Source organism: Arthrobacter sp. PM3, from assembly GCF_003352915.1.
In the GTDB taxonomy this organism is placed as follows: Bacteria; Actinomycetota; Actinomycetes; order Actinomycetales; family Micrococcaceae; genus Arthrobacter.
The window spans coordinates 4,277,479-4,303,614 of sequence record NZ_CP022314.1; the positions used below are offsets into that span (position 1 = coordinate 4,277,479).

General features: G+C 68.1%; 27 protein-coding genes. 13 read left to right on the forward strand and 14 right to left on the reverse strand.

Annotated features, from left to right (window positions below; genetic code table 11):
* The first annotated feature begins 108 nt into the window (after positions 1–108).
* Both CFN17_RS19420 and CFN17_RS19425 read left to right on the forward strand, forming a co-directional pair.
* Positions 109–1,857 (forward strand): DEAD/DEAH box helicase, encoded by a 1,749-nt coding sequence (locus CFN17_RS19420; RefSeq protein ID WP_208749294.1) that lies wholly within the window; start codon positions 109–111, stop codon positions 1,855–1,857.
* Positions 1,858–1,865: 8 nt separating this feature from the next.
* On the forward strand, positions 1,866–2,738 hold the full coding sequence (locus tag CFN17_RS19425; RefSeq protein WP_208749295.1) for a site-specific DNA-methyltransferase: 873 nt from the start codon (positions 1,866–1,868) through the stop codon (positions 2,736–2,738).
* A gap of 68 nt (positions 2,739–2,806) precedes the next feature.
* On the opposite strand, the gene CFN17_RS19430 is transcribed toward CFN17_RS19425, so the two are convergent.
* Positions 2,807–3,652, reverse strand: coding sequence for a PHP domain-containing protein (locus tag CFN17_RS19430; protein WP_208749296.1), 846 nt, complete (start codon positions 3,650–3,652; stop codon positions 2,807–2,809).
* Positions 3,653–3,765: 113 nt separating this feature from the next.
* Here CFN17_RS19430 and CFN17_RS19435 point away from each other — a divergent pair, with 113 nt between their 5' ends.
* Positions 3,766–5,349 (forward strand): aminopeptidase P family protein, encoded by a 1,584-nt coding sequence (locus CFN17_RS19435; protein WP_208749297.1) that lies wholly within the window; start codon positions 3,766–3,768, stop codon positions 5,347–5,349.
* Positions 5,350–5,448: 99 nt separating this feature from the next.
* Here the strand turns inward: CFN17_RS19435 and CFN17_RS19440 are convergent, their stop codons facing one another.
* The gene (locus tag CFN17_RS19440) at positions 5,449–6,300 is read right to left on the reverse strand and encodes a general stress protein (protein ID WP_208749298.1); all 852 of its coding nucleotides are present in this window, start codon (positions 6,298–6,300) and stop codon (positions 5,449–5,451) included.
* Between the two features lie 77 nt (positions 6,301–6,377).
* Here CFN17_RS19440 and CFN17_RS19445 point away from each other — a divergent pair, with 77 nt between their 5' ends.
* From CFN17_RS19445 to CFN17_RS19455, 3 genes are read left to right on the forward strand one after another with little or no spacing between them, the layout of a single operon-like run.
* Positions 6,378–7,661, forward strand: coding sequence for a magnesium transporter MgtE N-terminal domain-containing protein (locus CFN17_RS19445; protein ID WP_208749299.1), 1,284 nt, complete (start codon positions 6,378–6,380; stop codon positions 7,659–7,661).
* Positions 7,642–8,415, forward strand: a complete 774-nt coding sequence (locus CFN17_RS19450; protein ID WP_208749300.1) for a DUF1003 domain-containing protein — start codon at positions 7,642–7,644, stop codon at positions 8,413–8,415. The genes CFN17_RS19445 and CFN17_RS19450 overlap by 20 nt, the downstream gene beginning before the upstream one ends.
* A gap of 11 nt (positions 8,416–8,426) precedes the next feature.
* Positions 8,427–9,554, forward strand: coding sequence for an Mrp/NBP35 family ATP-binding protein (locus CFN17_RS19455; protein ID WP_208749301.1), 1,128 nt, complete (start codon positions 8,427–8,429; stop codon positions 9,552–9,554).
* Between the two features lie 50 nt (positions 9,555–9,604).
* Here the strand turns inward: CFN17_RS19455 and CFN17_RS19460 are convergent, their stop codons facing one another.
* The 4 genes from CFN17_RS19460 to sigE all read right to left on the reverse strand — a co-directional run bounded on the left by CFN17_RS19460 (position 9,605) and on the right by sigE (position 12,238).
* Positions 9,605–9,820, reverse strand: a complete 216-nt coding sequence (locus CFN17_RS19460; protein WP_208749302.1) for a hypothetical protein — start codon at positions 9,818–9,820, stop codon at positions 9,605–9,607.
* A gap of 136 nt (positions 9,821–9,956) precedes the next feature.
* Entirely contained in the window at positions 9,957–10,352 is a 396-nt protein-coding gene (locus CFN17_RS19465; protein ID WP_208749303.1) for a twin-arginine translocase TatA/TatE family subunit, read from the reverse strand.
* Between the two features lie 81 nt (positions 10,353–10,433).
* Positions 10,434–11,555, reverse strand: a complete 1,122-nt coding sequence (locus CFN17_RS19470) for a hypothetical protein (protein ID WP_208749304.1) — start codon at positions 11,553–11,555, stop codon at positions 10,434–10,436.
* Positions 11,556–11,584: 29 nt separating this feature from the next.
* Positions 11,585–12,238, reverse strand: coding sequence for an RNA polymerase sigma factor SigE (sigE, locus tag CFN17_RS19475; RefSeq protein WP_208749305.1), 654 nt, complete (start codon positions 12,236–12,238; stop codon positions 11,585–11,587).
* Positions 12,239–12,521: 283 nt separating this feature from the next.
* Between sigE and CFN17_RS19480 the strand changes: the two genes are divergently transcribed.
* The gene (locus tag CFN17_RS19480; RefSeq protein ID WP_208749306.1) at positions 12,522–13,154 is read left to right on the forward strand and encodes an O-methyltransferase; all 633 of its coding nucleotides are present in this window, start codon (positions 12,522–12,524) and stop codon (positions 13,152–13,154) included.
* 126 nt (positions 13,155–13,280) lie between these two features.
* Here CFN17_RS19480 and CFN17_RS19485 read toward each other — a convergent pair whose 3' ends face one another.
* The 4 genes from CFN17_RS19485 to CFN17_RS19500 all read right to left on the reverse strand — a co-directional run bounded on the left by CFN17_RS19485 (position 13,281) and on the right by CFN17_RS19500 (position 16,137).
* On the reverse strand, positions 13,281–13,448 hold the full coding sequence (locus tag CFN17_RS19485; RefSeq protein ID WP_079550332.1) for a DUF3117 domain-containing protein: 168 nt from the start codon (positions 13,446–13,448) through the stop codon (positions 13,281–13,283).
* A 265-nt stretch (positions 13,449–13,713) separates the two neighbouring features.
* Entirely contained in the window at positions 13,714–14,910 is a 1,197-nt protein-coding gene (locus CFN17_RS19490; protein ID WP_208751605.1) for a glycosyltransferase family 39 protein, read from the reverse strand.
* Between the two features lie 101 nt (positions 14,911–15,011).
* Complete coding sequence (locus CFN17_RS19495; RefSeq protein ID WP_208749307.1) at positions 15,012–15,365, reverse strand: DivIVA domain-containing protein; 354 nt, start codon at positions 15,363–15,365, stop codon at positions 15,012–15,014.
* Between the two features lie 49 nt (positions 15,366–15,414).
* A complete protein-coding gene (locus CFN17_RS19500) occupies positions 15,415–16,137 on the reverse strand; it encodes a TIGR00730 family Rossman fold protein (RefSeq protein WP_261792498.1) in 723 nt (240 codons plus the stop codon).
* A gap of 385 nt (positions 16,138–16,522) precedes the next feature.
* Between CFN17_RS19500 and CFN17_RS19505 the strand changes: the two genes are divergently transcribed.
* From CFN17_RS19505 to CFN17_RS19520, 4 genes are all read left to right on the forward strand, one after another.
* Positions 16,523–17,278 carry an amino acid ABC transporter ATP-binding protein gene (locus tag CFN17_RS19505; protein ID WP_208749308.1) on the forward strand — a complete coding sequence of 252 codons (756 nt, stop codon included), beginning with the start codon at positions 16,523–16,525 and terminating at the stop codon, positions 17,276–17,278.
* 58 nt (positions 17,279–17,336) lie between these two features.
* Positions 17,337–18,221 carry a glutamate ABC transporter substrate-binding protein gene (locus CFN17_RS19510; RefSeq protein WP_208749309.1) on the forward strand — a complete coding sequence of 295 codons (885 nt, stop codon included), beginning with the start codon at positions 17,337–17,339 and terminating at the stop codon, positions 18,219–18,221.
* A gap of 100 nt (positions 18,222–18,321) precedes the next feature.
* Positions 18,322–18,972: an amino acid ABC transporter permease gene (locus tag CFN17_RS19515; RefSeq protein WP_208749310.1), complete on the forward strand. Its 651-nt coding sequence runs from the start codon at positions 18,322–18,324 to the stop codon at positions 18,970–18,972.
* Positions 18,969–19,802, forward strand: a complete 834-nt coding sequence (locus CFN17_RS19520) for an amino acid ABC transporter permease (RefSeq protein ID WP_208749311.1) — start codon at positions 18,969–18,971, stop codon at positions 19,800–19,802. The genes CFN17_RS19515 and CFN17_RS19520 overlap by 4 nt, the downstream gene beginning before the upstream one ends.
* Positions 19,803–19,896: 94 nt before the next feature.
* On the opposite strand, the gene dapE is transcribed toward CFN17_RS19520, so the two are convergent.
* A complete protein-coding gene (gene dapE, locus CFN17_RS19525; protein ID WP_208751607.1) occupies positions 19,897–20,994 on the reverse strand; it encodes a succinyl-diaminopimelate desuccinylase in 1,098 nt (365 codons plus the stop codon).
* 148 nt (positions 20,995–21,142) lie between these two features.
* Between dapE and dapD the strand changes: the two genes are divergently transcribed.
* Positions 21,143–22,165: a 2,3,4,5-tetrahydropyridine-2,6-dicarboxylate N-succinyltransferase gene (dapD, locus tag CFN17_RS19530; protein ID WP_208749312.1), complete on the forward strand. Its 1,023-nt coding sequence runs from the start codon at positions 21,143–21,145 to the stop codon at positions 22,163–22,165.
* 163 nt (positions 22,166–22,328) lie between these two features.
* A complete protein-coding gene (locus tag CFN17_RS19535; protein WP_208751608.1) occupies positions 22,329–23,126 on the forward strand; it encodes a hypothetical protein in 798 nt (265 codons plus the stop codon).
* 25 nt (positions 23,127–23,151) lie between these two features.
* On the opposite strand, the gene CFN17_RS19540 is transcribed toward CFN17_RS19535, so the two are convergent.
* The 3 genes from CFN17_RS19540 to CFN17_RS19550 all read right to left on the reverse strand — a co-directional run bounded on the left by CFN17_RS19540 (position 23,152) and on the right by CFN17_RS19550 (position 25,991).
* Positions 23,152–23,763, reverse strand: coding sequence for a hypothetical protein (locus tag CFN17_RS19540; RefSeq protein WP_208749313.1), 612 nt, complete (start codon positions 23,761–23,763; stop codon positions 23,152–23,154).
* Positions 23,764–23,821: 58 nt separating this feature from the next.
* Complete coding sequence (locus tag CFN17_RS19545) at positions 23,822–24,511, reverse strand: TetR/AcrR family transcriptional regulator (RefSeq protein ID WP_208749314.1); 690 nt, start codon at positions 24,509–24,511, stop codon at positions 23,822–23,824.
* A gap of 196 nt (positions 24,512–24,707) precedes the next feature.
* Positions 24,708–25,991, reverse strand: coding sequence for a citrate synthase (locus CFN17_RS19550; RefSeq protein ID WP_208749315.1), 1,284 nt, complete (start codon positions 25,989–25,991; stop codon positions 24,708–24,710).
* Positions 25,992–26,136: the final 145 nt, after the last annotated feature.

Sequence of the window (26,136 nt, forward strand, 5' to 3'; positions counted from 1 at the left end):
CGGCTTCCACTGGATTTGCCTGCGCGCCCGAGCGTGCTCCGGAACGGCCACCCCGGCCGGCCCCGTTGAGCAAGCAGCGCAGCCCAAAATGAATAAGGAAACTCACCTGTGAGTGAATTGCACACGCACCAGCTTCTGACCGATGAGTCCGGCACGGAAACCATCGAGCCCGAAGAAACCATCATCTCGGACGAAAAGCCGCACGAGATTGCCGAAAAAACGTTTGCCGATTTCAGTGTCCGCGCCGACATTGTGGAGTCCCTGGCCGACGCCGGCATCACCCATCCCTTCCCGATCCAGGCCATGACGCTGCCGGTCGCCCTGGCCGGACACGACATCATCGGCCAGGCCAAGACCGGCACGGGCAAGACCCTCGGCTTCGGCATCCCGGCCCTGCAGCGCGTCGTCGGACGTGACGACGCCGGCTTCGAGAAGCTGGCCGTTCCGGGCGCCCCGCAGGCCCTCGTGATCGTGCCCACGCGGGAGCTCGCCATTCAGGTCGCCAAGGACCTTGAGACGGCCGCGAAGAAGCGCAACGCCCGGATCGCCACCATTTACGGCGGCCGCGCCTACGAGCCGCAGGTCGAGGCGCTGCAGAACGGCGTCGAAATCGTCGTCGGCACCCCGGGGCGCCTGATCGACCTGCACAAGCAGAAGCACCTGAGCCTGAAGAACGTCAAGATGGTCATCCTCGATGAGGCCGACGAAATGCTGGACCTCGGCTTCCTCCCGGACGTTGAAACCCTGATCGCCGGCACCCCGGCGGTCCGCCAGACACTGCTGTTCTCGGCCACTATGCCCGGCCCGGTCATCGCCATGGCCCGCCGGTACATGTCCCAGCCGACCCACATCCGCGCCGCGGACCCGGACGACGAGGGCCTGACCAAGCGCGACATCCGCCAGCTTGTCTACCGCGCCCACAGCATGGACAAAGTCGAAGTGGTGGCCCGTATCCTGCAGGCCCGCGGCCGCGGCCGCACCATCATCTTCACCAAGACCAAGCGCACCGCCGCGAAGGTCGCAGAGGAGCTTGTGGACCGCGGTTTCGCCGCCGCCGCCATCCACGGCGACCTCGGCCAGGGCGCCCGCGAGCAGGCGCTGCGGGCCTTCCGCAACAACAAGGTGGACGTCCTTGTCGCCACCGATGTCGCCGCCCGCGGCATCGACGTCGACGACGTCACGCACGTGATCAACTACCAGTGCGTCGAGGACGAGAAGATCTACCTGCACCGCGTCGGCCGCACCGGCCGTGCCGGCAACAAGGGCACCGCCGTGACCTTTGTCGACTGGGACGATGTCCCGCGCTGGGGACTCATCAACAAGGCCCTGGGCCTGGACTTCCCGGAGCCCGTGGAGACCTACTCCTCCTCGCCGCACCTGTTCGAGGAACTCGACATCCCCGAGGGCACGAAGGGCCGGCTGCCGCGGGACAAGCGTGTGCTGGCCGGCGTCGACGCCGAGGTCCTGGAGGACCTCGGCGAGACCGGCAAGAAGAACTCGCGCGGCGGGGGACGCGACGGCGGCCGCGGCGGCCGCGCCGGTGGACGCGAAGCCGGACGTGAGGGCGGGCGCGAAGGCGGACGCACCGGCACCCGGTCTCCGCGCCGCAGCGGCACCGAAACCGGCGCACGCTCGGGTGAGCGCCGCCGTCGTTCCGCCGATACGGACGCCGCCGCCCCGGCCGAGGCTTCGGCCCAGGCCCCCGTTTCGGCACCGGCCTCGGCACGCGCGGCTTCGGCCAGTGCGCCGACCGAGGTGGACCGGGCAACCCGTGCCCGGCGCCGGACCCGCACCCGCCGCCGCAACGGCGAGGTGGTGGCCGGCGGCGACGCACAGCCAAGCGGCGCCGAGGCCTAACCCCCTCCATGACTGACACCGTCTGGGCGCCGGACGGCAGCAACCTGGTGGTTCACGCGGACAACGCGGAGTTCCTCCCCACGCTGCCGGACGGCGCCTTCACACTGATTTACGTGGACCCGCCGTTCAACACCGGGCGGGTCCAGCGGCGCCAGGAGACCCGGATGGTGCTCAATGCCGGCGGCGAGGGTGACCGGGTCGGGTTCAAGGGCCGGTCCTACGACACCATCAAGGGCGCGCTGCACAGCTACGACGACGCCTTCAGCGACTACTGGTCCTTCCTCGAGCCCCGGCTCGTGGAAGCGTGGCGGCTCCTGGCCGACGACGGCACCTTGTACCTGCATCTGGACTACCGCGAGGTGCACTACGCGAAGGTCATGCTGGATGCGATCTTCGGCCGCGAGTGCTTCCTGAACGAGATCATCTGGGCGTATGACTACGGCGCCCGGGCCAAGAACCGCTGGCCCACCAAGCACGACAACATCCTCGTCTACGTCAAGAACCCGGCGAAGTACCACTTCGACAGCGCCGAAGTGGACCGGGAGCCGTACATGGCGCCGGGCCTCGTGACCCCCGCCAAGCGCGAGCTCGGCAAGCTTCCCACCGACGTCTGGTGGCACACCATCGTCTCCCCCACCGGCAAGGAGAAGACCGGCTACCCGACGCAGAAGCCCGAGGGCCTCATCCGCCGGGTGGTCGCGGCCTCGAGCAGGCCCGGCGACTGGTGCCTGGACTTCTTCGCCGGCTCCGGAACGCTCGGCGCCGTGGCCGCGAAGCTGGACCGCAGGTTCGTGTGCGTGGACCAGAACCCGGCGGCCGTCGACGTCATGGCCAAACGCCTGTCCCGGCACGCCGCCTTCACCGCGTACCCCTCCGCCTAAGTAGCCCGCAGCAGCGGCCGTTCCGGGACCTCAGAACGGCCCCTGCTGCCAGTTGGTTCGGTGCGGGGTCAGCGGATGACCGACGAGCCGGTCCCCAGTTCCTCGATCCGGGCAAAGACTTCCGGGGAGGTCACGTTCTCCCCCAGAAGGTTCGGCTTTCCGGTGCCGTGGTAGTCGGAGGACCCGGTCACCAGCAGCCCGTACCGGTCGGCAAGCCGGCGCAGGAACGCCCGGCCGTCCTCCGGATTATCCCGGTGATAGATCTCAAGGCCGGCCAGTCCGGCGTCGATCATCTCCCGGTACGTGCCCTCCCCCACGATCCGCCCGCGCGCGGACGCGACCGGGTGGGCAAAGACCGGCACGCCGCCGGCCGCCCGGACGAGTTCGACGGCGAGCGCCGGCTCCGGCGCGTAATGCTGGACCCAATAACGCGAACGCGAGGTAAGGATGGAGCTGAAGGCCTCGGCCCGGTCCTCCACCACGCCCGCGGCGACGAGCGCGTCGGCGATGTGCGGGCGGCCGAGCGTGGCCCCCGGTGCCACATGGTGGATCACATCGTCCCATGTCAGCGGGTAGTCCTCGGCCAGCAGGGTGACCATCTTCTGCGCCCTCGTCTGCCGGGCGTCCTTGGCCTTTGTGATTTCCTCGAGAAGTCCCGGGTGCGACGGATCATGCAGGTAGCTCAGCAGGTGCACGCTGATGCCCTCCGCGGTCCGGCAGGAGATCTCCATGCCCGGCACCAGCGCGACCCCGGTTTGCCTGGCCGCGGCGGCGGCCCCGGCCCACCCGTCGGTGGAGTCGTGGTCGGTCAGGGCGACGACGTCGAGCCCGGCTGCCGCGGCGGACCCGACGACGTCGGCCGGCGCCTGGGTGCCGTCGGAAACGTTCGAGTGCGCATGCAGGTCAATCCTCACTCCACCAGCCTAGTAGGTGCCCGGTTCCACGGCCGCAGACGCGCGCGGTCGGGCGCCCCGCGGCGGCAGCGCGCCGTTGGCCTAAGCCGCGGGGCTGGTGAGACTATGGGACGGTGAACGATGCAGATAACACCCAAGTCTCCGCTTCCCAGCCCCTCGACGAGCGCGTCAACAACCGCTCGCAGCGGCCCAGCTCCGATGCTTTCAAGGCTTTCATGGCCAGCAACTGGGCGCCTGCGACGCAGCAGCTGCCCGAGCGCGACGCCGTCGCGGACCACGCCGCGGCCCGGCGCCGCGCCATTTCCGGCCAGTTCAAGGGCGAACGCCTGGTCATCCCCGCCGGCCCGCTGAAGGTCCGCTCGAACGACTGCGACTACCGCTTCCGGCCGCACTCGGCCTTCGCGCACCTCACCGGCCTGGGCCTGGACCACGAGCCCGACGCGGTCCTGATCCTGGAACCGGTAGCCGAGGGCACCGGCGACGACGGCGGAAACCACCACGCCACCTTGTACTTCCGTCCGCTGGCCGGCCGCGACACCGAGCAGTTCTACGCCGACTCCCGCTCCGGCGAGTTCTGGATCGGCGCGCGCCCGACCCTCGCCGAGTTCAAGGCCAAGCTCGGACTGGACACCGCGGACATCAGCGAGCTCGAACTGGCCATCACCAAGAACGTCGGTGCCCCCGAAATCGGCGGCATCTCCATCCGGCTGGTCCGCAAGGTCGACGAGAACATTGACGCCCTCGTGGACACCGCCCGCTACAACACGGCCAAGGATCCGGACAACCTCGACCTCAGCGTCCTGGACGCCCTGGATGAAAAGCTCACCGAGGCCCTCTCCGAACTGCGCCTGCTCAAGGACGAGTGGGAAATCGAACAGATGAAGACCGCCGTGGCCGCCACCGTGGCCGGCTTCACCGAGGTGGTCAAGGCACTCCCGCGGGCCCTGACCCACCACCGCGGCGAGCGCGTCGTGGAAGGGGCGTTCTTCGCCCGCGCCCGCGAGGAAGGCAACGAACTCGGCTACGACACCATCGCCGCTTCCGGCAACAACGCCACCGTGCTGCACTGGACCCGGAACACCGGCAAGGTCACGGCCGGCGAACTGCTGCTCCTGGACGCCGGCGTCGAGGCCGACTCCCTGTACACGGCCGACATCACCCGCACCCTGCCGGCCAACGGAAAATTCTCCGACATCCAGCGCAAGGTCTACGAGGCAGTCCTCGACGCCGCCGACGCCGGTTTCGCCGCCGCCCAGCCCGGCACCAGGTTCCGCGACATCCACACCGCGGCCACCACGGTCCTGGCCGAACGGCTCGCCGAATGGGGCCTCCTGCCCGTTTCCGTGGAGGAAGCCGTCAGCACCGAGGGCCAGCAGCACCGCCGGTGGATGCCGCACGGTACCAGCCACCACCTGGGCCTGGACGTCCACGACTGCGCCCAGGCGAAGCGGGACCTCTACCTTGACGGGGTGCTCACGCCCGGGATGGTCTTCACGATCGAACCCGGCCTGTACTTCAAGAATGAGGACATCGGCATCCCCGAGGAATACCGCGGCATCGGCGTCCGGATCGAGGACGACATCCTGATGACGGCGGACGGGCCGGTGAACCTGAGCGCCGCCCTGCCGCGCAAGGCGGACGACGTCGAATCCTGGATGGCGGGCATCTACCTGGAATTTGACGGCCAGATCGGCTGAAACTCGTCACGTGCTGAAACACAGAAAGGGAGGGTCCGCGGACCCTCCCTTTTCTGCTGCTGCGTGTGCAGGTGCTGCTGTGCCTGCGGCGCGCCGCGCCTACTGCTGCTGGCCGTCCGGGCCCTGCGCCTGCCTGTCGGCGTCGGTGACCCTGACCCCGTACTGCGGGCGGCCGTCCGGGAGATCCGGGTAGCTCACGCCGGAGCTCCGGCCGGCCGGCCGGGTTGCCTCTTCCTCCGTGCCGTGGGCGGCCGGAGCCTGGCCCGGGGCGCCCTGGCCGGGCTGGCCGCCCTCCGGCGTCCTCTGGCCGTACGGATCATTCCAGCCGGCGGGGCGCTGGGGTGCGTGGCCCTGCTGCCCCGGCTGCTGCGGGTTGTAGTGCTGGGGTTCCTGGGGCCGGTAGTCGTGCTGCGGGTGCCCGGCAGCGGCGCCGGACGCGTCATGCGGCGTCATGGGCAGCTGGTGCAGCAGGCGCCGGGCCTCTCCGGCAGCCTCGAAGGAGACGACGACGTCGTAGTTCGTCGCCACCACTTGGCTGGTGGAGGTGAAGTCCCGCTTGCCGCGCTGCATGGCGTACGTGACGATGCCGAAGAGCATGAAGAACGCGGCGCCCATCAGCACGGACGTGACGATCGAGAAATACCCGGGGGTCGTGGAGAAGAAGGACAGCATGACGCCGACGAACAGGCCGAACCACATGCCGCTGAGAGCACCGGACAACGCGACGCGCGGATAGGTGAGCCGGCCGGTCACCCGCTCCACCATCTTCAGGTCGTTGCCCACGATCGAGACCATCTGCACCGGGAACTGCTGGTCGGCGAGGTAGTCCACCGCCTTCTGGGCATCCAGGTAGGAGTTGTACGAGCCGATGACGTCACCTCGCGGGACGGCACGGGCGTCATCCGGGCCGTTGGGGGCACCGGCCCTGGGCGCACCAAAAATGTTTGACATACGCCCATTCTCACCCATCAGGCTGGTGTGCGGCGGGAAATTCAGCTAAAAGAGAGCAGACTCGGTAGCCTGTAGGGGTGAGCACGAATCTTTCGCGGGTGTTTGTCGCGCGCCTTCTCGGACTGGACGTCTTCGACCCCCTGGGCGACCGTCTGGGCCGGCTGCGCGACGTCGTGGTGCTCTCCCGCGGGACCCGGGGCGCCCCGCACGTGGTGGGCATCGTCGTCGAAGTCCCGGGCAAGAAGCGCGTTTTCGTGCCGATGACCCGGATCACTTCGATCGACCAGACGCAGGTGATCTGCACCGGCCTGGTGAATCTGCGCCGGTTCGAGCAGCGCGGCGCGGAGACCCTCGTCGTCGCCGAAATGTTTGACCGCCGGGTGACCCTCGCGGACGGCAGCGGGGACGCCACCATCGAGGACATTGCGATGGACAGGCACCGCTCCGGCGACTGGTTTGTCTCCAAGCTCTTTGTCCGCCGCGGCCACTCCCTCTCGCCGCTGAGCCGGCTGCGCCGCAACGAGACCCTGATCATCGACTGGGCCGATGCCCGGCAGGGTGCCAAGACCGAGCCGCAGGCCGCCACGCAGTTCGTGGCGACCCACGAGGACCTCAAGCCGGCCGACTTCGCCGAAGCCCTGCAGGAAATGAGCGACAAGCGCCGCTTCGAAGTCGCCAGCGAACTGCAGGACGAACGGCTCGCCGACGTCCTGCAGGAAATGCCCGAAGGCGACCAGGTGGAAATCCTCTCCGCCCTGGACGTCAACCGCGCCGCCGACGTCCTGGAGGAGATGGATCCCGACGACGCCGCCGACCTCCTGGCCGAACTGCCCACCGCCCAGGCCGAGGAGCTCCTGCAGCTGATGGAGCCCGAAGGCGCCGAAGACGTCCGCCGCCTCCTCGAATACGACGAGGACACCGCCGGCGGCCTCATGACGCCGGTCCCGGTCATCCTCCCGCCGGAAGCCACCGTGGCCGAGGCCCTCGCCCACGTCCGCCGCGAGGAGCTCTCCCCCGCGCTGGCGTCCTCGATCTTCGTCGCCCGCCCGCCGCTGGAAACACCCACCGGGCGTTTCCTCGGCGTCGTGCACATCCAGCAACTGCTGCGCTACCCGCCGCCGGAGCCGCTGGGCAACCTCGTGGACAAGAACCTGGAGCCGGTTTCCGACCAGGCCCACATCAGCGAGGTGGCCCGGGCCCTGGCCACCTACAACCTCAACTCGCTCCCCGTAGTCAACGAGGACGGACGTCTTGTGGGGGCGGTGACTGTTGATGACGTGCTGGATCACCTGTTGCCGGATGACTGGCGCGCCCACGAGGACGACGCCCCGATAAGGAAACTTGGAGGCCGCATTGGCTGAGTCCACACCACCCCGGAGCTCCAACGTCCGGTCCGGCAGCAGGACTGCCGGCGCCCTCGACACGCCGCTCAGCGCCCGGAAACGTGTCCTGCCCAAGTTCCGCCCGGACCCGGACGCCTTCGGCCACGCCACGGAAGGCTTCGCCCGTTTCATGGGCACGCCCCAGTTCCTGCTGTACATGACCGTGTTCTGTGTGTTCTGGCTGGGCTGGAACACGTGGGCACCGGAGGCGTGGCAGTTCGACTCCAAGGCGCTGGGCTTCACGCTATTGACCCTCATGCTGTCCCTGCAGGCCTCCTACGCAGCGCCCCTGCTCCTGCTGGCCCAGAACCGGCAGGACGACCGGGACCGCGTCTCGCTTCAGCAGGACCGGCAGCGGGCCGAACGGAACCTCTCTGACACCGAGTACCTGACCCGGGAACTCGCCTCGCTGCGCATCGCGCTGCGCGAGGTCGCCACCCGCGACTACGTCCGCGCCGAGCTCCGCAGCCTGCTCGAGGACATGCTGGAGGCCCAGGAGGAGCTGCGCCACCACGACCCCTCCAGCGGCGCGCATGAGACCCCGCGGGACAAGGTCAAGGAGAAACTGAAGGAGCGGCGCGACAAGCAGCGCGGCCCCCGCACCCAGCAAATCCCCCGCGTCAAGCCCGCCGGCAAGCCGGACACGCCGCCGGCGGACCCGCCTGCCAACCCGCCGGCGGCCCCTGCCGACTCCGTCCGCCTGCCCGCACACCGCACCTTCCCCGAAAGCTGAGCCCCGCCCGCATGACCACCCCGCTGGAACAGGAAGTGCACTCCGCACTTGCCACCGTGATCGATCCTGAGCTCCGCCGTCCCATCACCGAACTCGGCATGGTGGACTCCGTGGAGGTCTCCGACGCCGGCCGCGTGCGGATCGCCGTGCTGCTGACCATCGCGGGCTGCCCGCTGCGCGGCACCATCACGGCCGACACCGAGGCCGCCCTGTCCGCCGTTCCGGGCGTCACCGGCGTCGATGTTGATTTGAAGGTCATGACGCAGGAGCAGCGCGATGCCCTCAAGGAACGACTGCGCGGTTCCGGCGGCCAGCGCGGCATCCCGTTTAACGCACCCGGCTCGCTGACCCGGGTGTACGCCGTCGCCAGCGGCAAGGGCGGCGTCGGCAAGTCGTCGGTGACCGTCAACCTGGCGTGCGCACTGGCCGCCCAGGGGCTGCGGGTGGGGATCGTGGACGCGGATGTCTACGGCTTCTCCGTCCCGGCGCTGATGGGCATCACCCAGGCCCCCACGCGGGTGGACGACATGATCCTGCCGCCGGTCGCGCACGGGGTGAAGGTGATCTCCATCGGCATGTTCGTCACCGGCAACCAGCCCGTGGCCTGGCGCGGGCCGATGCTGCACCGCGCGCTGGAGCAGTTCCTCACGGACGTCTACTTCGGCGACCTCGACGCCCTGTTCCTGGACCTGCCCCCGGGCACCGGCGACATCGCCATCTCCGTCGCCCAGCTGCTGCCCAAGGCGCAGATCCTTGTTGTCACCACGCCCCAGGCGGCCGCCGCGGACGTGGCTGAGCGGGCCGGGGCTATCGCCGCCCAGACCGGCCAGACCGTGGCCGGCGTGGTGGAGAACATGTCCTATCTTGAACTGCCCGACGGCGGCAGGATGGACCTGTTCGGCAGCGGCGGCGGCGCCGTGCTCGCCGAACGTCTCTCGGCCACCGTGGGTGAGGATGTTCCCCTGCTCGGCCAGATCCCACTCGAGGTCCTGCTGCGTGAAGGCGGGGACGCCGGAATGCCGGTGGTGCTCGGACGCCCGGAGACCCCGGCCGCACTGGCCCTCGCCGGGGTGGCCGGTAAACTCGCGGCGGTTCCGCGCGGCCTCAAGGGCATGCCGCTGGGCCTGCAGCCCCGCTGACCGCCCGGCAGCACGGCACGCGCCGGGGCCCGGTCCTTCGTCGGTGCCGGTCAGGAAAAGGTTGCGAGGTTTACCGCCAGCACCGCGGCCGCTCCGGCGACGATCGTGGGCACGTTCCAGGTCGTGACCACTCCACTGCCCATGGTTGCGGTCCCCGCGGCCCGGGCGTCACGCCATGCCGCGGCGATGGCATCCCGGCCCGTGGGCCGCCACTGGGACGCGTAGACAACCCAGGAGGCAAGGTAAAGCCAGGGTGCTGCGCGCATCGCGGCGGTGGCGTCACCGGCCGCCAGGAGCCACCCGAGCGTGCCCGCCGCGAGAATCCATATGGCCGCAGCCAGCGGCCGGGCAGAAGTTGCGGGCAGCGGCGCCGCTCAGCCGGTCGCAGAGACAGTGCGGGGCTTAGGTCGCCTCGGAGTCGAAGGGCGCCGGTTCGCCTTCGGGCAGCCGCTCAAAAACCCTGGCCGGGCGGTGCTCCGCGACGGCCGTGGCGGCCGCGGCCGTGGACACCGCCACGGGGGCACCGGGGCTCACCGGTTTGGTGTCGTCTTCAAGGAGCGCTTCCTTGATGATCCGGCGCGGATCGTACTGCCGGGGATCGTATTTCTTCCAGTCGACCTCATCGATATCGATGCCGACTTCTTCCTTGATCTGTTCCCGCGCGCCGGACGCCATCCGGCGCACTTCCTTGACGATGTTGGCAAGTTTCTGGGTGTATTCGGGCAGCCTGCTGGGACCAATCACCAGAAGGCCGATGATCAGCAGAAGTAAGAACTCCGGTCCATTGATTCCAAGCACTTTAGGAAGATTACCCTCTCGTTCGGGCTGACGACGATTTCACGAAGCCCGCACGCCGACGATGTCGGACCGGTTCCCGCATCATGAGGCCAGGTGCCCCAATATCCGGGCCAGTCCGCGTTCTATCCGCTCCGGGATTCCCTCGTGTGCCGCCGCCTCCGGTACCGCGCCGCCCGCGCGGGCAAGGGCGGCAGCGCCGTCATCAGCCTGACCTGCCGGCAGGTCCGAAATGTAGGTGTAGGTGGCCGCGGAGGTCCGGTAGATGGCCCGGTACGGCGGGGCGTCGTTGACCCAGAGCGTGCCGTTCCCGGAGACGGGCGTGCCGGTTCCGGCTCCGGCCAGGGTGAAGCCGTCCGCCGCGGCGGTATGGCCGGTCAGCACATTGACCGGCGAACTGTCGGCCGGGGCGGGCGCCGGGGGCGTCCCCGGCGTCCGGGGCGAGGACGCGTGCTGTTCCACCACGGTGGCGAAGTGCTGCCCGTCCGTGAGGCGCAGCTCGACGACCTGGCTGCCGGACATGACTCCGGCGCGGGCCCACATGAGGTGGAACCCGAGGTCGCGCAGCTCCGGGCATGTCCATCCCTGCGAGCGCAGCGCGGCAAGCTGCTCGGCGCTCAGGGCCCCGGCCGGGGTCAGGTCCGGTTCGCCGTTCAGGCCGAGCCCGGGCCGGGCCTCCTCCCCGGCACCGGAGACGTCTCCGATCGGGTCGGACGGCAGAGCTGCCGGCGGCGCGGCATTCAGCGGTGCGGGGGCACCGGAGCTGCTGGCCAGGACAACGGTGTCGTCGCCCATGACGTAGGCGGTGCCGGCCATGAGGGCCAGGGCGGCGAATGCGCCTCCGGCCGCCACGACCGGCAGCCGCAGGCCGCTCCGCCGGCCGCCCGGACGATACGCCGCCGGCGCCGGTCCAACGGGCCGCGCCCGGTCCGGTGAACCCGACGGCGCCGCGGCCGTCTTTTCGGCGTCTGCCCGTTCTGCGGCCAGCTGCTCGGTCCGCGCCAGGAGCCGTGCCGTCAGGTCCTGGCTGGCCTCCGGCACCGCGGCGCCGCGAAGTTTTTCAAGGTACTGGCGCTCACGCTGCTGCCGGGCCCGGCATTCGGCGCACTCTTCGACGTGGTCGTGGTGCCCGGCGGCCCGCTTCCGGGTGGCGCCGATCCGGCCGTGCCCGGCCCTGCCCGAGAACCTGCAGCCAGAGCTTCCCAATAGTCGATTCAGAAGACCCATTGACCGCTTTAGAGGAGGCCGGCGATGCGCGGCATCTTCAGCCGCGGCTTGAGGGACTGCTTGGCCTGCTGGGCCGGACGCGGATCGCGGTGCGCGAGCTTTTCGCGCAGCATCGTCCGGCCGCGGTGGATCCGGGACCTGACGGTGCCCAGTTTGATGTCCAGCGCGGCGGCAACCTCGTCATAGGACAGTCCTTCGAGGTCGCAGAGGACGACGGCGGCGCGGAAGTCCGGGGGAAGTTCTTCGAGCGCGGCCTGCACATCGACGTCGAGGTTGTTGAACTCGAAGCTCTGTTCCGGGCCCGGCTCCCGGCCGGGAATCCGGGACTCGGCATCCTCGGCCAGGGCGTCGAAACGGATCCGGCTCTTGCGCCGTGCCTGGTCCAGGAAGAGGTTGGTGGTGATCCGGTGCAGCCAGCCGTCCAGGGTGCCCGGCTTGAAGTTCTCCAGCGAACGGAAGACCCGGACAAACACCTCCTGGGTGAGGTCCTCGGCGTCGTACTTGTTCCCGGTCAGCCGGTATGCAAGGCGGTAGACCTTGGCGGAGTGGTTCGTCACCACTTCCTCCCAGGTGGGCCGCACCCAGTCGGCGTCCGCCGCGATCGGGGACGGGCCGGTGGGATCAGTTGATTCAGTTGCCGGGACAGGTGTCAGAACCGACATCGTCCGCTCCCCTCATGGATGGTCCCTACGCCTGAATGGTGCCTGCTCGCACAGGTTCCTGCACCCTTCATTCGACGCCGATCACCACGCGGATGAGCGGATACCCATCATTTCAAAATAAGCTGGGAATTTCCTGACGCACCGCGGCCTTCCGCCCAAGGCAGAACGCCGGCCGCCCGCGCCGCCGCTGCCAGGGCCACGGCGCGGTAGCCTGCCGGTCCCGTACCGCCCGACACAGTACGCTGTAGGGAGAACTCCCCTGCCGCCCAGAAAGCGATTACCCATGAGCGCCGATAAGTCCACGAGCTGGTCCTATGCAGAAGATCTGCCTGCCGAGGATGAGGTCCTGTTGCACGCGCGCGAACGGTCCTTCGAGCTTGGCGTGACCCCGATCAGCCCCGGCGTGGGCGCAGTGCTGACCGTGCTCGCGGCAGCGTCCAAGGCGCAGACCGCGGTGGAGATCGGCACCGGAGCCGGCGTGTCCGGGGTATGCATCCTGCGCGGGCTGGGCCCGCAGGCGGTCCTGACGACCATCGACGTCGACGTCGAACACCTCAAAGCCGCGCGCGAGGCCTTCCAGGAAGCCGGGAGCCCGGCCAACCGCACCCGCACCATTTCGGGCCGGGCCGGCGATGTCCTGCCGCGCCTGACCGACGGGGCTTACGACCTCGTCTTCATCGACGCCGACAAGCCCAGCTACCCCGGTTACGTCGAACAGGCCGTGCGGCTGCTCAAGTCCGGCGGACTGCTGATCGTCAACGACGCCCTCGACAAGGACCGGGTGGCGAACCCGGCCGCCCGGGACGCCACCACGGTGGTTCTCCGCCAGATCGGCAAGTCCATCCGCGACGACGATCGTCTGGCCTCCGCGATGCTGCCCACCGGTGACGGCCTGCTGATCGCTGTCAAGAAGTAGCGGTCAAGAAGTAGCGGTGAAGAAGTAACGGCCGGAGGAACGGCGCAGGCCGGGGAGCACAGCGAAAAGGGCGGGGTCCCGGCCGTAGCCGGGACCCCGCCCTTTTGCGAAGCTCTTGGTGTGAAGCTATTCGGTGACGCCCACGAGGCATTCCTTGAGGTTTGTCGCCTCAGCAGCATTGAGTTCGACCACGAGTCGCCCCCCGCCTTCGAGCGGAACACGCATGATCAGGCTACGTCCCTCTTTCGTCACTTCCATAGGGCCGTCGCCGGTGCGTGGTTTCATTGCCGCCATAAGGAATATCCCCTCCATTAGTCCTTGACATAGCAGCCCGGCGGGCTGCGTCCGCTTGGCCAATCAAGCCGCCGCGGCGGCACTCCGGGAGGCCGCCCTGACAGGTGAACGCACCAACAGATCAGTGCGTTAAACCGCGTTTTTCTTGGTGCTTCTTGTCCTTGCTTATCCTCTATTATCGCGTAACAATGCGCCCGGAGCTAATCGTTGGACTTTCCAGCGCGCCCCGCAAAGCCGGGGCGGTGCCGCAAAATGGTGTCGCGCGTCACGGCGGGTAATCGCCTCCGCCCGGCAGCGGCGCCCATGCCCACAGCCATACAATCCACACGATCTGCAGCAGCACGAACATGACCACCACGGTGCCGCGGTAGGCGCGGGAGCGCGAGACGAGGGCGGCGCTGAGCGCCAGGGGGAACAGCGGCAGCAGCATCCGGAACGTACTGGTCTGGGGGTGCAGGAAGACCAGCAGGTAGCCCATGTAGCAGCAGCACCAGAGCCTCAGTTCGGTACCAAGCGCGACGACGGGCCGGGACATCATCAGCAGGGTGAACGCGGCAACGAGCACGAACGGGGCCAGCACGCCGAGCGTCGGACCGAAGAGCATGACGCCGGTGTCGAACCAGGGTTTGAAGGGCACCAGGTCATCGCCGCGCCACGCGGTTTCGGTCTTGGTGTAGGCGCCCGGATCACCGGTCGAGGCCCAGGCGATGGCCGGCCAGAGCAGAGCCCCGATTCCGCTGGCGGCCGTGAGGCCGGCGAGGGACCAAAGCTGCGCGTTGCTATGGATCCCCGGAACAGTCTCTCCCTGAACAGTCTTTCGCTGCGCTGTGACGCGCTGCCAGAGGCGGTAGAGGAACAGCAGGCCCATCGTCGCGGCCAATGGAACCCCGGTGGGTCGGGACAGGCACATCAGGAGTGCCACCGGCATCGCCCACAGGTACCGGCGTTCCATGACCAGCAGCAGCGCGCCGCCCAGCAGCAGCAGATTGAGGGATTCGGCATAAGGTACCTGGAGCACCGGCGCCACCGGGAAAGCAGCGAGGAACACCACCCCCCACAGCGCCGTGCGGTGCCCGGCCCGGTGCCGGAAGATCCGGTACGCCACGAGGACCGCTCCCAGCCCGGCGACCAGCGCGATGACCGTGAGCGACCACGCCGGGCCGGTGCCCGTGAGCCCCGAAAGGACCCTGCCCAGCATCGGAAACAGCGGGTAGAAGGCCCACGCGTTCTCCTGCACGATACCCTCGGCGCTGGTCGGCAGCAGTGCGGGGTAGCCGTGCTGCAGCGCTTCGGCGTACCAGCGGGCGTCCCAAATGTTGATGAAGTTCCAGTAGTCCGGCTTGGCGGGGAACCACGGATTTACGCCCTGGTGCAGGGCCGCGGCCATGAAGATGCAGGCACTGACCAGCCGGGCGGCGATATACAGTCCGGAAACCTGGACCCACCACGGCCACCGCGACATCCGGGCGCCGGCGGACGCGATCCGGGTCCATGCCGCGGCGTTCAGCCCCTGCGGGCCCCGGGGCCCGGGGGCCGCGGCGGTCTCCGGATTGTCCACGTGGTTCACGGACGCGGCTCTGTCGGCGGCCGGAGGCGTTCCAGCTCCTCCCCGAGCGCCTGGATCCGCTGGTCCCTGGCCGTGATCTGCTCGCGCAGGTCATCCAGGACCTGGTCCACCTGGTCCATGCGGTAGCCGCGGAGGCCGACGCCGAAGCGGAGACGGTCGATGTCCGCCGCGGCCGCGTGCTCGGGCAGCAGGACCGGCGGCAGCGAGGCGACCGGCTCGTCGAAGCCGTCGTCAAAGGAGGCGCGGCCGCCGGCCCGGCCACGGCGGGAGATTTTCGATGCCAGGCCATTGCCAACGAGGACGGCGACGCCGATCAGCGCAATCGCCAGGAAGACCAGGAAGAGACTCACTAGACCATCGTGCCAGACGACGGCGGCCGGAACCGCCAGCCGCGGCCCGTCAGCCCCTCGTTCCGTTGCCGTTCGGGGAACCGGGGGAGCCTCCGTTCGGGTTCCGGTGGCGGGCCGCGCCCTCGACGACGAGTTCGACCGCGAGCGCGGGGTCATCCACGACCTGCACGAGGTCCAGGTCCTCCTCGGAGACCATGCCCTCGGCAACAAGCGTGTCCCGGACCCAGTCGAGCATCGGAGTCCAGAAGGCCGTTCCGACCAGGACTATCGGAAACGACGTGACCTTGTGGGTCTGGACCAGGACCATGGCTTCGAAGAGCTCGTCCAGGGTGCCCAGGCCCCCGGGGAGCACGATGAAGCCCTGGGCGTACTTGACGAACATGGTCTTACGGGCGAAGAAGTACCGGAAGTTGATGCCCAGGTCCACCCACTGGTTCATGCCCTGCTCGAACGGCAGCTCGATCCCGAGCCCCACGGAGACGCCGTTGCCCTGCACGGCGCCTTTGTTCGCCGCCTCCATCGATCCGGGGCCGCCGCCGGTGATCACGGCCAGCCCGGCCTCGGCCAGCTTGCGTCCGACCTCGACGCCGAGCTCGTAGTTCAGGCTTCCGGGTAAGGTGCGGGCCGAACCGAAGACGCTGACGGCCGGGCCCAGATCGGCGAGGGCGCCGAATCCTTCCACGAACTCGCTCTGGATCCGCAGGACGCGCCACGGGTCGGTGTGAACGAACTGGCCGGGCCCCTTGGTGTCCAGAAGGGTCTGGTCCGACATCGTGACCTTGGCCGCCTTGCGGCGCAGCTCGAGCGGGCCCTTATGGCGGATGCCGTTGGGGGCCGGGGTACTGCGGACCTCGCGGGCCGGCTGCCCGGCGGGGTTCTGTTCGGAGTTCTGCTGGGGGCCAGGCTGCGGATCGGTACTCATGCCCATAGGCTAGCGCGGAACATCGCCGGCACCGTTCCGGCGCGTCCGCGCCACACCCGCGCCACACCCGGGCCACACCCGGTCGGAGGCGGCGGCCGCGGTCCCGGCGCACCGGCCGGAATCCTACAGACAAACCCCGGCGCCGGCGCTGACGTGCAGGTATCTCTTGAGTCACGATCTTCAGCAAACTGAGTGATTGAGGTCATATCGCGTCAAAATTCGCTAGATTCGATGTATGACTACTCAAGTGCCCGGCGATGCGCTCGTCTCCCTGAAGGCCGTGAACAAGCATTACGGCCAGTTGCACGTCTTGAAGGACATCAACCTGAATGTCCGCAAGGGTGAGGTTGTTGTTGTCATCGGCCCGTCGGGTTCCGGCAAGTCAACGCTTTGCCGCGCCATCAACCGTCTCGAGACGATCGACGACGGCGAGATCCGGATCGATGGCAAGGAACTGCCCGCCGAGGGCAAGGAATTGGCCAAACTGCGCGCCGACGTCGGCATGGTCTTCCAGTCCTTCAACCTTTTCGCCCACAAGACCATCCTGGAAAACGTCACCCTGGGCCCCATCAAGGTCAAGGGCGTTGCCAAGGCCGAGGCCGACAAGGAGGCCATGGCACTGCTGGAGCGGGTGGGCGTGGGGCACCAGGCCCCGAAGCTCCCGGCCCAGCTTTCCGGCGGCCAGCAGCAGCGCGTGGCGATCGCGCGTGCCCTGGCCATGAAGCCCAAAGTCATGCTCTTCGATGAGCCCACCTCGGCCCTCGACCCGGAAATGATCAACGAGGTCCTGGACGTCATGGTCCAACTCGCCAAGGAGGGCATGACCATGATCGTGGTCACCCACGAGATGGGCTTCGCCCGCAAGGCCGCCGACCGGGTCGTGTTCATGGCCGACGGCCAGATCGTCGAGGACGCGACCCCCGAGGAATTCTTCACCAATCCGAAGAGCAGCCGGGCCAAGGATTTCCTGTCCAAGCTGCTGACGCACTAAGTCCTTACGAGTTCGCACCCTGGCCGCCGGAAGGCGGCCGTCCAATGAAAGGAATGTCATGAAGGCATTTTTGACCCGAAGGAAATCCCTTCTGGTTGCCGCATCCGCAGCACTGGCGCTCAGCCTGAGCGCCTGTGGCGGCAGCTCCTCCACTACCACCAACCCGCCTGTAGCCGAGAAGCCGAGCTTTGCTGCCGATTCCACCATGGCCAAGCTTTCGAACGCAGGGAAGATCACCATCGGCACGAAGTTCGACCAGCCGCTGTTCGGCCAGAAGGGCCTCGACGGCAAGCCGGTCGGCTTCGACGTCGAAATCGGCAAGCTGATTGCCGCCAAGCTGGGCATCCCCGCCGACAAGATCGAGTGGGTTGAGACTGTCTCCGCCAACCGCGAGGAATTCCTCAAGCAGGGCAAGGTGGACATGATCGTCGCCACCTACACCATCAACGACAAGCGGAAAACCCAGGTTGACTTCGCCGGCCCGTACTACGAAGCCGGCCAGGCCCTCATGGTGAACAAGGACAACAACTCCATCACCAAGCCCGAGGACGTCAAGGGCAAGAATGTCTGTTCCGTGACCGGGTCCACCCCCGCCGCGACGATCGTGGAGAAGTACCAAGCCGTCCTGGTGCCGGCGGCCACCTACTCCGCCTGCCTCGAGCCGCTGCGCAACAAGCAGGTCGAAGCGATCACCACCGACAACGTGATCCTGGCCGGGTTCGTCTCCAAGGAACCGGACGCCTTCAAGCTGGCCTCGGACCAGACCTTCACGAAGGAGCCCTACGGCATCGGCCTGAAGAAGGACGACACCGCGTTCCGCATGTGGATCAACGACCAGCTGGAAGCGTTCGCCAAGGACGGGTCCTACAAGAAGGCGTGGGAAGACACTGCCGGCACGGTCATCAAGACCGCTCCCGAGCTCCCCACGATCGACCGCTACTAGCCGGTCCTGGCGGTTGCCGGGCGCGGGGTTCCTCCGCGGCCCGGCAGCCGCCACTGCCGTCTAACGCCTGGATTCCCCCTAAACGCAGCTGAAGGAATATATGGACGTCATCATTGAAAACCTCCCCCAGTATTGGGACGGTTTTCTCAGAACCCTTTTCCTGTCCTTGGTCTCGGGGATTATCGCCCTGGTCGTCGGCACCGTACTGGCCGCGGCCCGCGTCTCTCCCGTCGCCGCCCTGCGCGGCTTCAGCATGGTGTACGTCGAGATTGTCCGGAACACTCCGCTGACCATCGCGTTCTTTTTCGCCGCCGTCGTCCTGCCCCGGGTCGGCATCACGTTCCAGCAGTTCGAGGTAGCCGCCATCATCGCCCTGAGCGCCTACACCTCGGCCTTCATCGCCGAGGCCGTGCGCTCGGGCGTCAACAGCGTCCCGGTGGGCCAGGCGGAGGCTGCGCGCAGCATCGGCATGAAGTTCAGCCAGGTGCTCTCCCTCATCGTCCTGCCGCAGGCACTGCGCACCGTCATCCCGCCGCTGATCAACATCCTGATCGCCCTGGTCAAGAACTCCTCCGTGGCCGGTGCCTTCTATGTACTGGAACTGTTCGGCTACGGCAAGCAGCTGGCCAACGCCAACGGTGACGCCGTCGTGTGGGTCCTGGTCGGCGTCGCCTTCTTCTACCTGCTGATAACCGTCCCGCTTGGCTTCCTCGCCAACTTCGTTGAACGAAAGGTGGCAATCGCGCGATGAGCTCTGTTCTCTACGACGTCCCCGGCCCCAAAGCCCGCCGGATTTCGCTGATCGGCTCCATCATCGGCGTCATCGTGATCGGCGGCCTCCTCGTCCTGGCCGTCATGACGCTCGCCCAGCAGGGAATCTTCGACCCCAAACGCTGGGCTGTCTTCCAGATTCCCGATGTCTGGGTGCTGATCGCCAACGGCATCGGCGCGACGCTCGCCGCGGCAGCCGTAGCGGCCGTCATTGCCTTCCCGCTGGGCCTGATCGTGTGCCTGCTGCGCATCTCCGACAACCCGTGGGTCCGGGTGCCCACCAGGGTCGTGCTGGAATTCCTGCGCGGCATGCCCGTGGTGCTCATGATGCTGTTCGTGCTCCTGGTCTTCGCCACGAGCTCGTTCGTCGCCGTCGTGGCCGGCCTGGTCCTGTACAACTCGGCGATCTTCGCCGAGATCATCCGCGCCGGCATCCAGTCGCTGCCCAAGGGCCAGCGGGAAGCCGGCCTGGCGATCGGGCTGACCAGTTTCCAGTCCCGGCTGACCATCGAGCTGCCGCAGGCCATCCGGCGCATGCTGCCCTCGCTCGTCGCTCAGCTCGTGGTGCTGCTCAAGGACACCTCGCTCGGCTACATCGTCGCCTACGGCGAACTGCTCCGGGCCGTACAGGTCATGGCCGACTTCCTCGGCCCGCAGTACCTGTTCCCGGTGTTCTTCGTGGCCGCCGCCATCTACATCGCGATCGACCTGGCGGTCTCCCGCCTGGCCATCTGGCTCGAACGCCGCGGCTCCAAGCGGGCCGCTGGCGGCGTCGCCCACGTCCCGGTCGCCGGGATCGCGGCCAAGTAGCGCCCCGGTAAGACTCGCCGCACAGGCGCACAAAAAGGTCCGGAACCCTTCGGGGTTCCGGACCTTTTGCGTTTCGATACAGCGGGGCCGGTTTTCAGGCCCGGAGCCAAGTCCGCAGCGCCCGCAGGCACTCGCGGATCGCGTCCGCCTCGACGTGCTCATTGTCCTTGTGGGCCAGCAGCGCATCACCGGGGCCGAAGTTCACCGCGGGAATGCCCAGTTCACTGAAGCGGGCGACGTCGGTCCAGCCGTACTTGGGTTTCGGCTCCGCGCCGACGGCGGCCACGAACGACGCGGCGGCCGGGTGGTTCAGGCCGGGCCGCGCCCCCGCGGCGCTGTCGGTCCGGACGACGTCGAACCCGTCAAGCAGTTCCCGCACGACGGCTTCAGCCCCGTCCGGAGTCTTGTCCGGGGCGAACCGGTAGTTGATTTCCACCACACAGGCATCGGGGATGACGTTCCCGGCCGTGCCGCCCTGAATCCTGACGGCGTTGAGGCTTTCCCGGTAGTCGAGGCCGTCAACCGTCACGGTCTGCGGCTCGTACGCCGCCAGCCGGGCCAGGATCGGGGCCGCAGCATGGATGGCGTTGCTGCCCATCCACGCCCTGGCCGAGTGCGCCGCCTCGCCGCGCGTGGTCACTTCGAACCGGCTGGTGCCGTTGCAGCCGCCTTCCACCGTCCCGTCGGTGGGCTCGAGCAGGATCGCGAAATCCCCGCCGAGCAGCGCTCCGTGATTGCGCACCAGCCGGCCGAGGCCGCTCTTGACGGCCTCGACTTCCTCGTGGTCGTAGAAAACGAAGGTGACGTCCTTGTCCGGCTCCGCCCCGCCGTCGAACAAGGTGGCCGCCAGCGCCAACTGCACGGCGACGCCGCCTTTCATGTCGGTGGCGCCGCGGCCGTACAGGATGCCCTCCCCCGGCGCCCCGGAAGGCCAGTAGGCGGGAACGGTCCCGAGCGAGCCCTCCGTCAGGGGCAGCGGAACCGTGTCCAGATGCCCGGCGAGGATCACGCGTTCGGCGCGGCCGAGGTTGGTGCGGGCGATGATCGAATCGCCGTCGCGGACCAGCTCCAGCTGCGGCAGCGCCCGGAGGGCTTGCTCCACGGCGTCAGCCAGCGGCTTTTCGTTGCCGGACACGCTGTTGATGTCGATCAGGGCAGCCGTGAGCAGCGCGACATCCTGCCGCAGGTCCAGGTGGACGGGCGGGTGGGCGGGGGGCTGGTTGGCGGCGCGGTCAGGGGTGCGGTTGCTGGTGGTCACCGTCCCACTGTAGCTGTCCTGCGGCCCACGTCCCGGGCTGTCATGTTTCAGCGCCCGGGAAGGCTCTCGTTAGACTTGGGACATGACTGAAACTGCTTCTTCCGCCGTGCCCGCCGACGCCCGTTCCGATGCCCGCTCTGCCTACGGCTATGGGGTCGCCACCGTTTCGACGCGCAACGGCGAGGCCACCGTCCTGGATGTCTGGTTTCCGGCGCCGGCGCTCGGGGTGGCGGCGGAGAGCCTCCGCGACGTGGACAACGCGGACCAGTCACTGATCGACATCGCCGCCCACGGCACCGACCCCGACCGGGGCACGGAGCAGAAGGTGGTCTTTGCCCAGATCAACCTGGATGAAGCCCCGGCGGACACGGCCGACGCCTATCTGCGCCTGCACCTGCTCTCCCACCGGCTCGTCCAGCCCAACACGATCAACCTCGACGGCATCTTCGGCAAGCTCCCCAACGTGGTGTGGACCAACTTTGGCCCCGCGGCGGTGGAGGACTTCGAACTGACCCGTGCACGCCTGCGCAAGCGCGGAGCCGTCACCGTATTCGGCGTGGACAAGTTCCCCCGCATGGTGGACTACGTGATCCCCTCCGGTGTCCGGATCGCCGACGCCGACCGTGTCCGGCTTGGCGCGCACCTGGCCGAAGGCACCACGGTTATGCACGAAGGCTTCGTGAACTTCAACGCGGGCACGCTGGGCACCTCCATGGTCGAGGGCCGGATCTCGGCCGGTGTCGTCGCCGGTGACGGGTCCGACGTCGGCGGCGGTGCGTCCATCATGGGCACCCTCTCCGGCGGCGGCAAGGAAAAGATCGCCCTCGGCGAGCGGGTCCTGCTGGGCGCCAATTCGGGTGTGGGCATCAGCCTGGGCGACGACTCCGTGGTGGAGGCCGGGCTGTATGTCACGGCCGGCACCCGGGTGCGGGTCGTCAGCCCCCGGAACGCTGAGGGCGAGGACACCAGCCGGGTGGTCAAGGCTATCGAGCTTTCCGGCGTTCCGAACCTTCTCTTCCGCCGCAATTCCGCCACCGGCGCCGTCGAAGCGCTCCCCCGCAAGGGACAGACGGTGGAGCTGAACGCGGACCTGCACGCCAACTGACCGCACCGGCTGGTACGGTATGGCGGGCGGTGCAGACCGCCCGCCGGGTCCGACCCGGCATTAATGCAGCCGACGACGCAGCCCGCCAGGGCCTGAGGGAGTACGTTTCGTGGCACGACGAGGGAGCTGGCGGCGCCGGATCGTCCTTCTGCTGACCCTGGCAATGGTCGCAGGGGCGATCTACACCGCCGTGGCGTTTCTGCAGCGCTCGGAAACGCTCATCACCGAGCGCTGCACCGCGGCGGGCAGCGGCGGCGACGACCTCGCCACGGACCAGGCCGCGAACGCCTCCCTCATCACGGCCGTGGCGGTCCGGCGCGGGCTTCCGGCCCGCGCGGCCAGCATCGCCCTGGCCACCGCGATGCAGGAGTCCAAGTTGCGCAACATCGGCCACGGCGACCAGGCCGGTCCGGATTCGCGCGGCCTGTTCCAGCAGCGGCCCTCCCAGGGCTGGGGCACCGCGGCCCAGGTAATGGACCCGTACCACGCCAGCAACGCCTTCTACGATGCGCTCGTAGAGGTCTCCGGCTACGAGTCGATGGACATCACCGTCGCCGCCCAAAAGGTGCAGCGCTCAGCCTACCCGGGCGCCTACGCCCAGCATCAGGTGATGGCCCGCGCGTTTGCGTCCGCACTGAGCGGCCAGACGCCGGCCGGCCTGGACTGCTCACTGCGGTCCCCCGAGGCCGCCGGCGATCCGGCCGCCGTTGCGGATGAGCTGACAGCGGCCCTCGGCAATCTGCCCGTCTCCACCAGCGGCCGGACGCTGCTGGTCGACGCCGAGGGCACCGAGGCCTGGTCGGTGGCCCAGTGGGCCGTGGCCAACGCCAAGACGCTGGCTATCACCGGCGTCGAAGTGGACGGACACGCCTGGAACCGGCAGTCCCGTGACGGCTGGCAGCCCGCGCAGGTCCCGGCCGGGCAGGTGCGGATCACGGTCGCCGACACCCCGGCCGGCTAGCGCCGGCGCAGCCGGCAGCCTTCGGTCAGACGAGGAGATCGACCACGGGCTGCACGTAGCTGCGGAACAGTTCCGGCTGCGACAACAACTCGTGGCTCATGATGATCTTGTCCGGCTCGAGGTACCAGGCGCGCGGCTCCGCGAGCGGGAGCTCGATGATCGTCAGGCTGAAGTCCTTCGCGGCACGGCCCACTTCCAGCAGGCGGTCCTCCACCATGTCGGCCAGGAGCTCATTGGCGCTATTGGCCTCGCGTTCGGCCTCCAGTGCGCCGTATTCCGCAAGCCGTTCCCGGGACCACGTGAGCGCGGCGCCGAAGTGCGCCTGCAGCACCCGCCGGAGCGCCGGCGAGTTGCTGAACGTGCCAAATCCCGGCGGGGAGAGCTCGGGCGACATCTCCGGATGGGCCTTCAGCAGCTGCTCCCACCAGGCCTCCCACTCCGTCTTGAGCGCCGCAGGGCCGCCGACTTCGGAGATCAGGTGCGCATGATCCGCGGCGCGGATCTTCGGTGCCACATGGCACAGCGCCGGATGCCCGGCTGTGTCCAGGCCGGCGGCGTCACGAACGTAAAGGGCAATGAGCATGGGACCCGAAGTATCCATGGTGATCCGCCAGCCAGGTCCGCCGGTGTGGTGCATCCAATTGCCTCCCTTGGCAAGACGTACTATCTCAGTCTATTCCTGTTGTTAGTGCACGTTAACGGCTGGCTGCCCGGCTGATTGTACGGTCCGCCAGCCGGCGGTTCAGGCCCTCGAGATGGGATTCCAGCACATCCTTGCACATCCGGGCGGTCATCCATTCCGGCTGCAGGAGGGCGTGCATGGTCAGCCCGTCCAGGACCGCCAGGAGCAGCTCGGCCTCGGTGACGAGCACCTGCTGATCGATGCCGTCCGCCGACCCGTCGTCGCCGTCGTCAGTGCCGTCCGCGCCGCCGCCTGCCAGGCCCAGGACGAGCCCGCCCACCACCGCTGCCACGGCGCGGTGGCTGCGGTCCGCTTCCGCGGCCAGGAACGGCCGCGTCCGGGCGGCATTCTTGAAGGCCATCCAGACGCAGGCGTCCACCGCCCGCACCTCGTCCAGCGGAAGGAACTCACCCAGCAGGCCCAGGACCGCACCGTGGTGCTCCTCCGAGCCCGGCCGCAGCTCCCCCAGGCGCACGTCCGCGTCCGCGAGCCGTCCGACAATCCGGTCGATCACTGCCGCGAAAGCGTGGGAGAGCAGCTCGTCGCTGCTGGCGAAGTAGTGCCGCACCGAGCCGACGGCCAGCTGCGCTTCATCCGCCACTTCGCGCAGGGATGCCCGTTCGAAGCCGTCGGCGGCGATGATTCTGAAAACCGCGTCTACTATTTCCTGGCGCCGGATGGCGGCGTCGACAAATTTAGGCACTGGTCTTTTTTAGCACGTCTGTACGGCGGCCCCGGCAGGGCACACCGGCGCCCTGCGGCGTGTGGGGCGCGTCACAGCGGCGCGCACTGTCCGGAAAACGACGCCGGCCGCGCACCCCTGCTGGGGTGCGCGGCCGGCGTCGTCCATGCCGTGCGTTGTCCTCGCCGTGCGGCGGCTGCCGCGAACGGCGGACCCGCTACAGCGACGGGTAGTTGCGTTCCGGTTCCCCGACGTAGAGCTGGCGCGGACGGCCGATCTTGGTGTTGGGGTCGCTGATCATCTCGCGCCACTGGGCGATCCAGCCCGGCAGGCGCCCGATGGCGAACAGAACGGTGAACATCTTCTCGGGGAAGCCCATGGCCTTGTAGATCAGGCCGGTGTAGAAGTCCACGTTGGGGTAGAGCTTGCGCTGGATGAAGTAGTCGTCGCCGAGCGCCTTCTCTTCCAGGCGCATGGCAATGTCCAGGAGCTCGTCGTTGCCGCCGAGCTTGCTGAGGACCTCGTGGGCCGTGGCCTTGATGATCTTGGCGCGGGGATCGTAGTTCTTGTAGACGCGGTGCCCGAACCCCATGAGGCGGACGCCGTCTTCCTTATTCTTGACCTTCTCCATGTAGTCCTCGGGCTTGATGCCTTCGGCCTGGATCTGGCGCAGCATCTTCAGGACGGCCTCATTGGCGCCGCCGTGGGCGGGGCCGAAGAGGGCGTTGATGCCGGCGGAGACGGACGCAAAGAGGTTCGCGTTCGAGGAACCGACCAGGCGGACGGTGGAGGTCGAACAGTTCTGCTCGTGGTCGGCGTGCAGGATCAGGAGCAGGTCCAGGGCCTTGGCGATGACCGGGTCGATCTCGTACTGCTCGGCCGGCAGGCCGAAGCTGAGCCGCATGAAGTTCTCGACGAGGTTCATCGAGTTGTCCGGATACAGCATGGGCTGGCCGATCGACTTCTTGTGCGCGTAGGCGGCGATGACCGGCATCTTGGCCATGAGGCGGATGGTGGAAACTTCCACCTGCTCGGCGTTGAACGGATCCAGCGAGTCCTGGTAGAACGTCGAGAGCGCGGACACGGCCGAGGACAGCACCGGCATCGGGTGGGCGTCCCGGGGGAAACCGCTGAAGAAGCCCTTGAGCTCCTCGTGCAGCAGGGTGTGGTGGCGGATCCGCTGGTCGAAGGACTCCAGCTCGGCCGGCGTGGGGAGGTTGCCGTAGATCAGCAGGTAGGACACTTCCAGGAAGCTCGAGTGCTGGGCCAGCTGCTCGATCGGGTAGCCGCGGTAGCGCAGGATCCCGGCGTCACCGTCGATGTAGGTGATGGCCGACGTGGTCGCTGCGGTGTTCATGAATCCGGGGTCGAAGGCGACGGCTCCGGTCTGCTTCAGCAGCTTGGAAACGTCGTAGCCTTCGTTTCCTTCTACAACCTTGATGCGCGGGAGTTCGAGCTCGCCGCCGGCATGGCGCAGGGTTGCGCTGGTGGTTTCAGTCATGGAGTCTCCTCATGAGGCGTCGGGGCCTCTGTCGAAAGCTGGTCCAACATCTGGTGAAGCTGCCCGCGGATCCTGTGCGGACAGGATTTCCAAAGGCTGCGCTGCCTTCTTGTGGAAAGCCACCATTGATCGTCAGTTAAAAAGT

What these genes read in the sequence shown, in the direction of transcription:
- CFN17_RS19425 (WP_208749295.1), top strand. Translation starts at nt 1,866, where the DNA reads ATGACTGACACCGTCTGGGCGCCGGACGGCAGCAACCTGGTGGTTCAC.
- CFN17_RS19440 (WP_208749298.1), bottom strand. Translation starts at nt 6,300, where the DNA reads ATGTCAAACATTTTTGGTGCGCCCAGGGCCGGTGCCCCCAACGGCCCG.
- CFN17_RS19455 (WP_208749301.1), top strand. Translation starts at nt 8,427, where the DNA reads ATGACCACCCCGCTGGAACAGGAAGTGCACTCCGCACTTGCCACCGTG.
- CFN17_RS19460 (WP_208749302.1), bottom strand. Translation starts at nt 9,820, where the DNA reads ATGCGCGCAGCACCCTGGCTTTACCTTGCCTCCTGGGTTGTCTACGCG.
- sigE (WP_208749305.1), bottom strand. Translation starts at nt 12,238, where the DNA reads ATGTCGGTTCTGACACCTGTCCCGGCAACTGAATCAACTGATCCCACC.
- CFN17_RS19480 (WP_208749306.1), top strand. Translation starts at nt 12,522, where the DNA reads ATGAGCGCCGATAAGTCCACGAGCTGGTCCTATGCAGAAGATCTGCCT.
- CFN17_RS19485 (WP_079550332.1), bottom strand. Translation starts at nt 13,448, where the DNA reads ATGGCGGCAATGAAACCACGCACCGGCGACGGCCCTATGGAAGTGACG.
- CFN17_RS19490 (WP_208751605.1), bottom strand. Translation starts at nt 14,910, where the DNA reads ATGTCGCGGTGGCCGTGGTGGGTCCAGGTTTCCGGACTGTATATCGCC.
- CFN17_RS19500 (WP_261792498.1), bottom strand. Translation starts at nt 16,137, where the DNA reads ATGTCGGACCAGACCCTTCTGGACACCAAGGGGCCCGGCCAGTTCGTT.
- CFN17_RS19505 (WP_208749308.1), top strand. Translation starts at nt 16,523, where the DNA reads ATGACTACTCAAGTGCCCGGCGATGCGCTCGTCTCCCTGAAGGCCGTG.
- CFN17_RS19510 (WP_208749309.1), top strand. Translation starts at nt 17,337, where the DNA reads ATGAAGGCATTTTTGACCCGAAGGAAATCCCTTCTGGTTGCCGCATCC.
- CFN17_RS19515 (WP_208749310.1), top strand. Translation starts at nt 18,322, where the DNA reads ATGGACGTCATCATTGAAAACCTCCCCCAGTATTGGGACGGTTTTCTC.
- CFN17_RS19520 (WP_208749311.1), top strand. Translation starts at nt 18,969, where the DNA reads ATGAGCTCTGTTCTCTACGACGTCCCCGGCCCCAAAGCCCGCCGGATT.
- dapD (WP_208749312.1), top strand. Translation starts at nt 21,143, where the DNA reads ATGACTGAAACTGCTTCTTCCGCCGTGCCCGCCGACGCCCGTTCCGAT.
- CFN17_RS19535 (WP_208751608.1), top strand. Translation starts at nt 22,329, where the DNA reads ATGGTCGCAGGGGCGATCTACACCGCCGTGGCGTTTCTGCAGCGCTCG.
- CFN17_RS19540 (WP_208749313.1), bottom strand. Translation starts at nt 23,763, where the DNA reads ATGCACCACACCGGCGGACCTGGCTGGCGGATCACCATGGATACTTCG.
- CFN17_RS19550 (WP_208749315.1), bottom strand. Translation starts at nt 25,991, where the DNA reads ATGACTGAAACCACCAGCGCAACCCTGCGCCATGCCGGCGGCGAGCTC.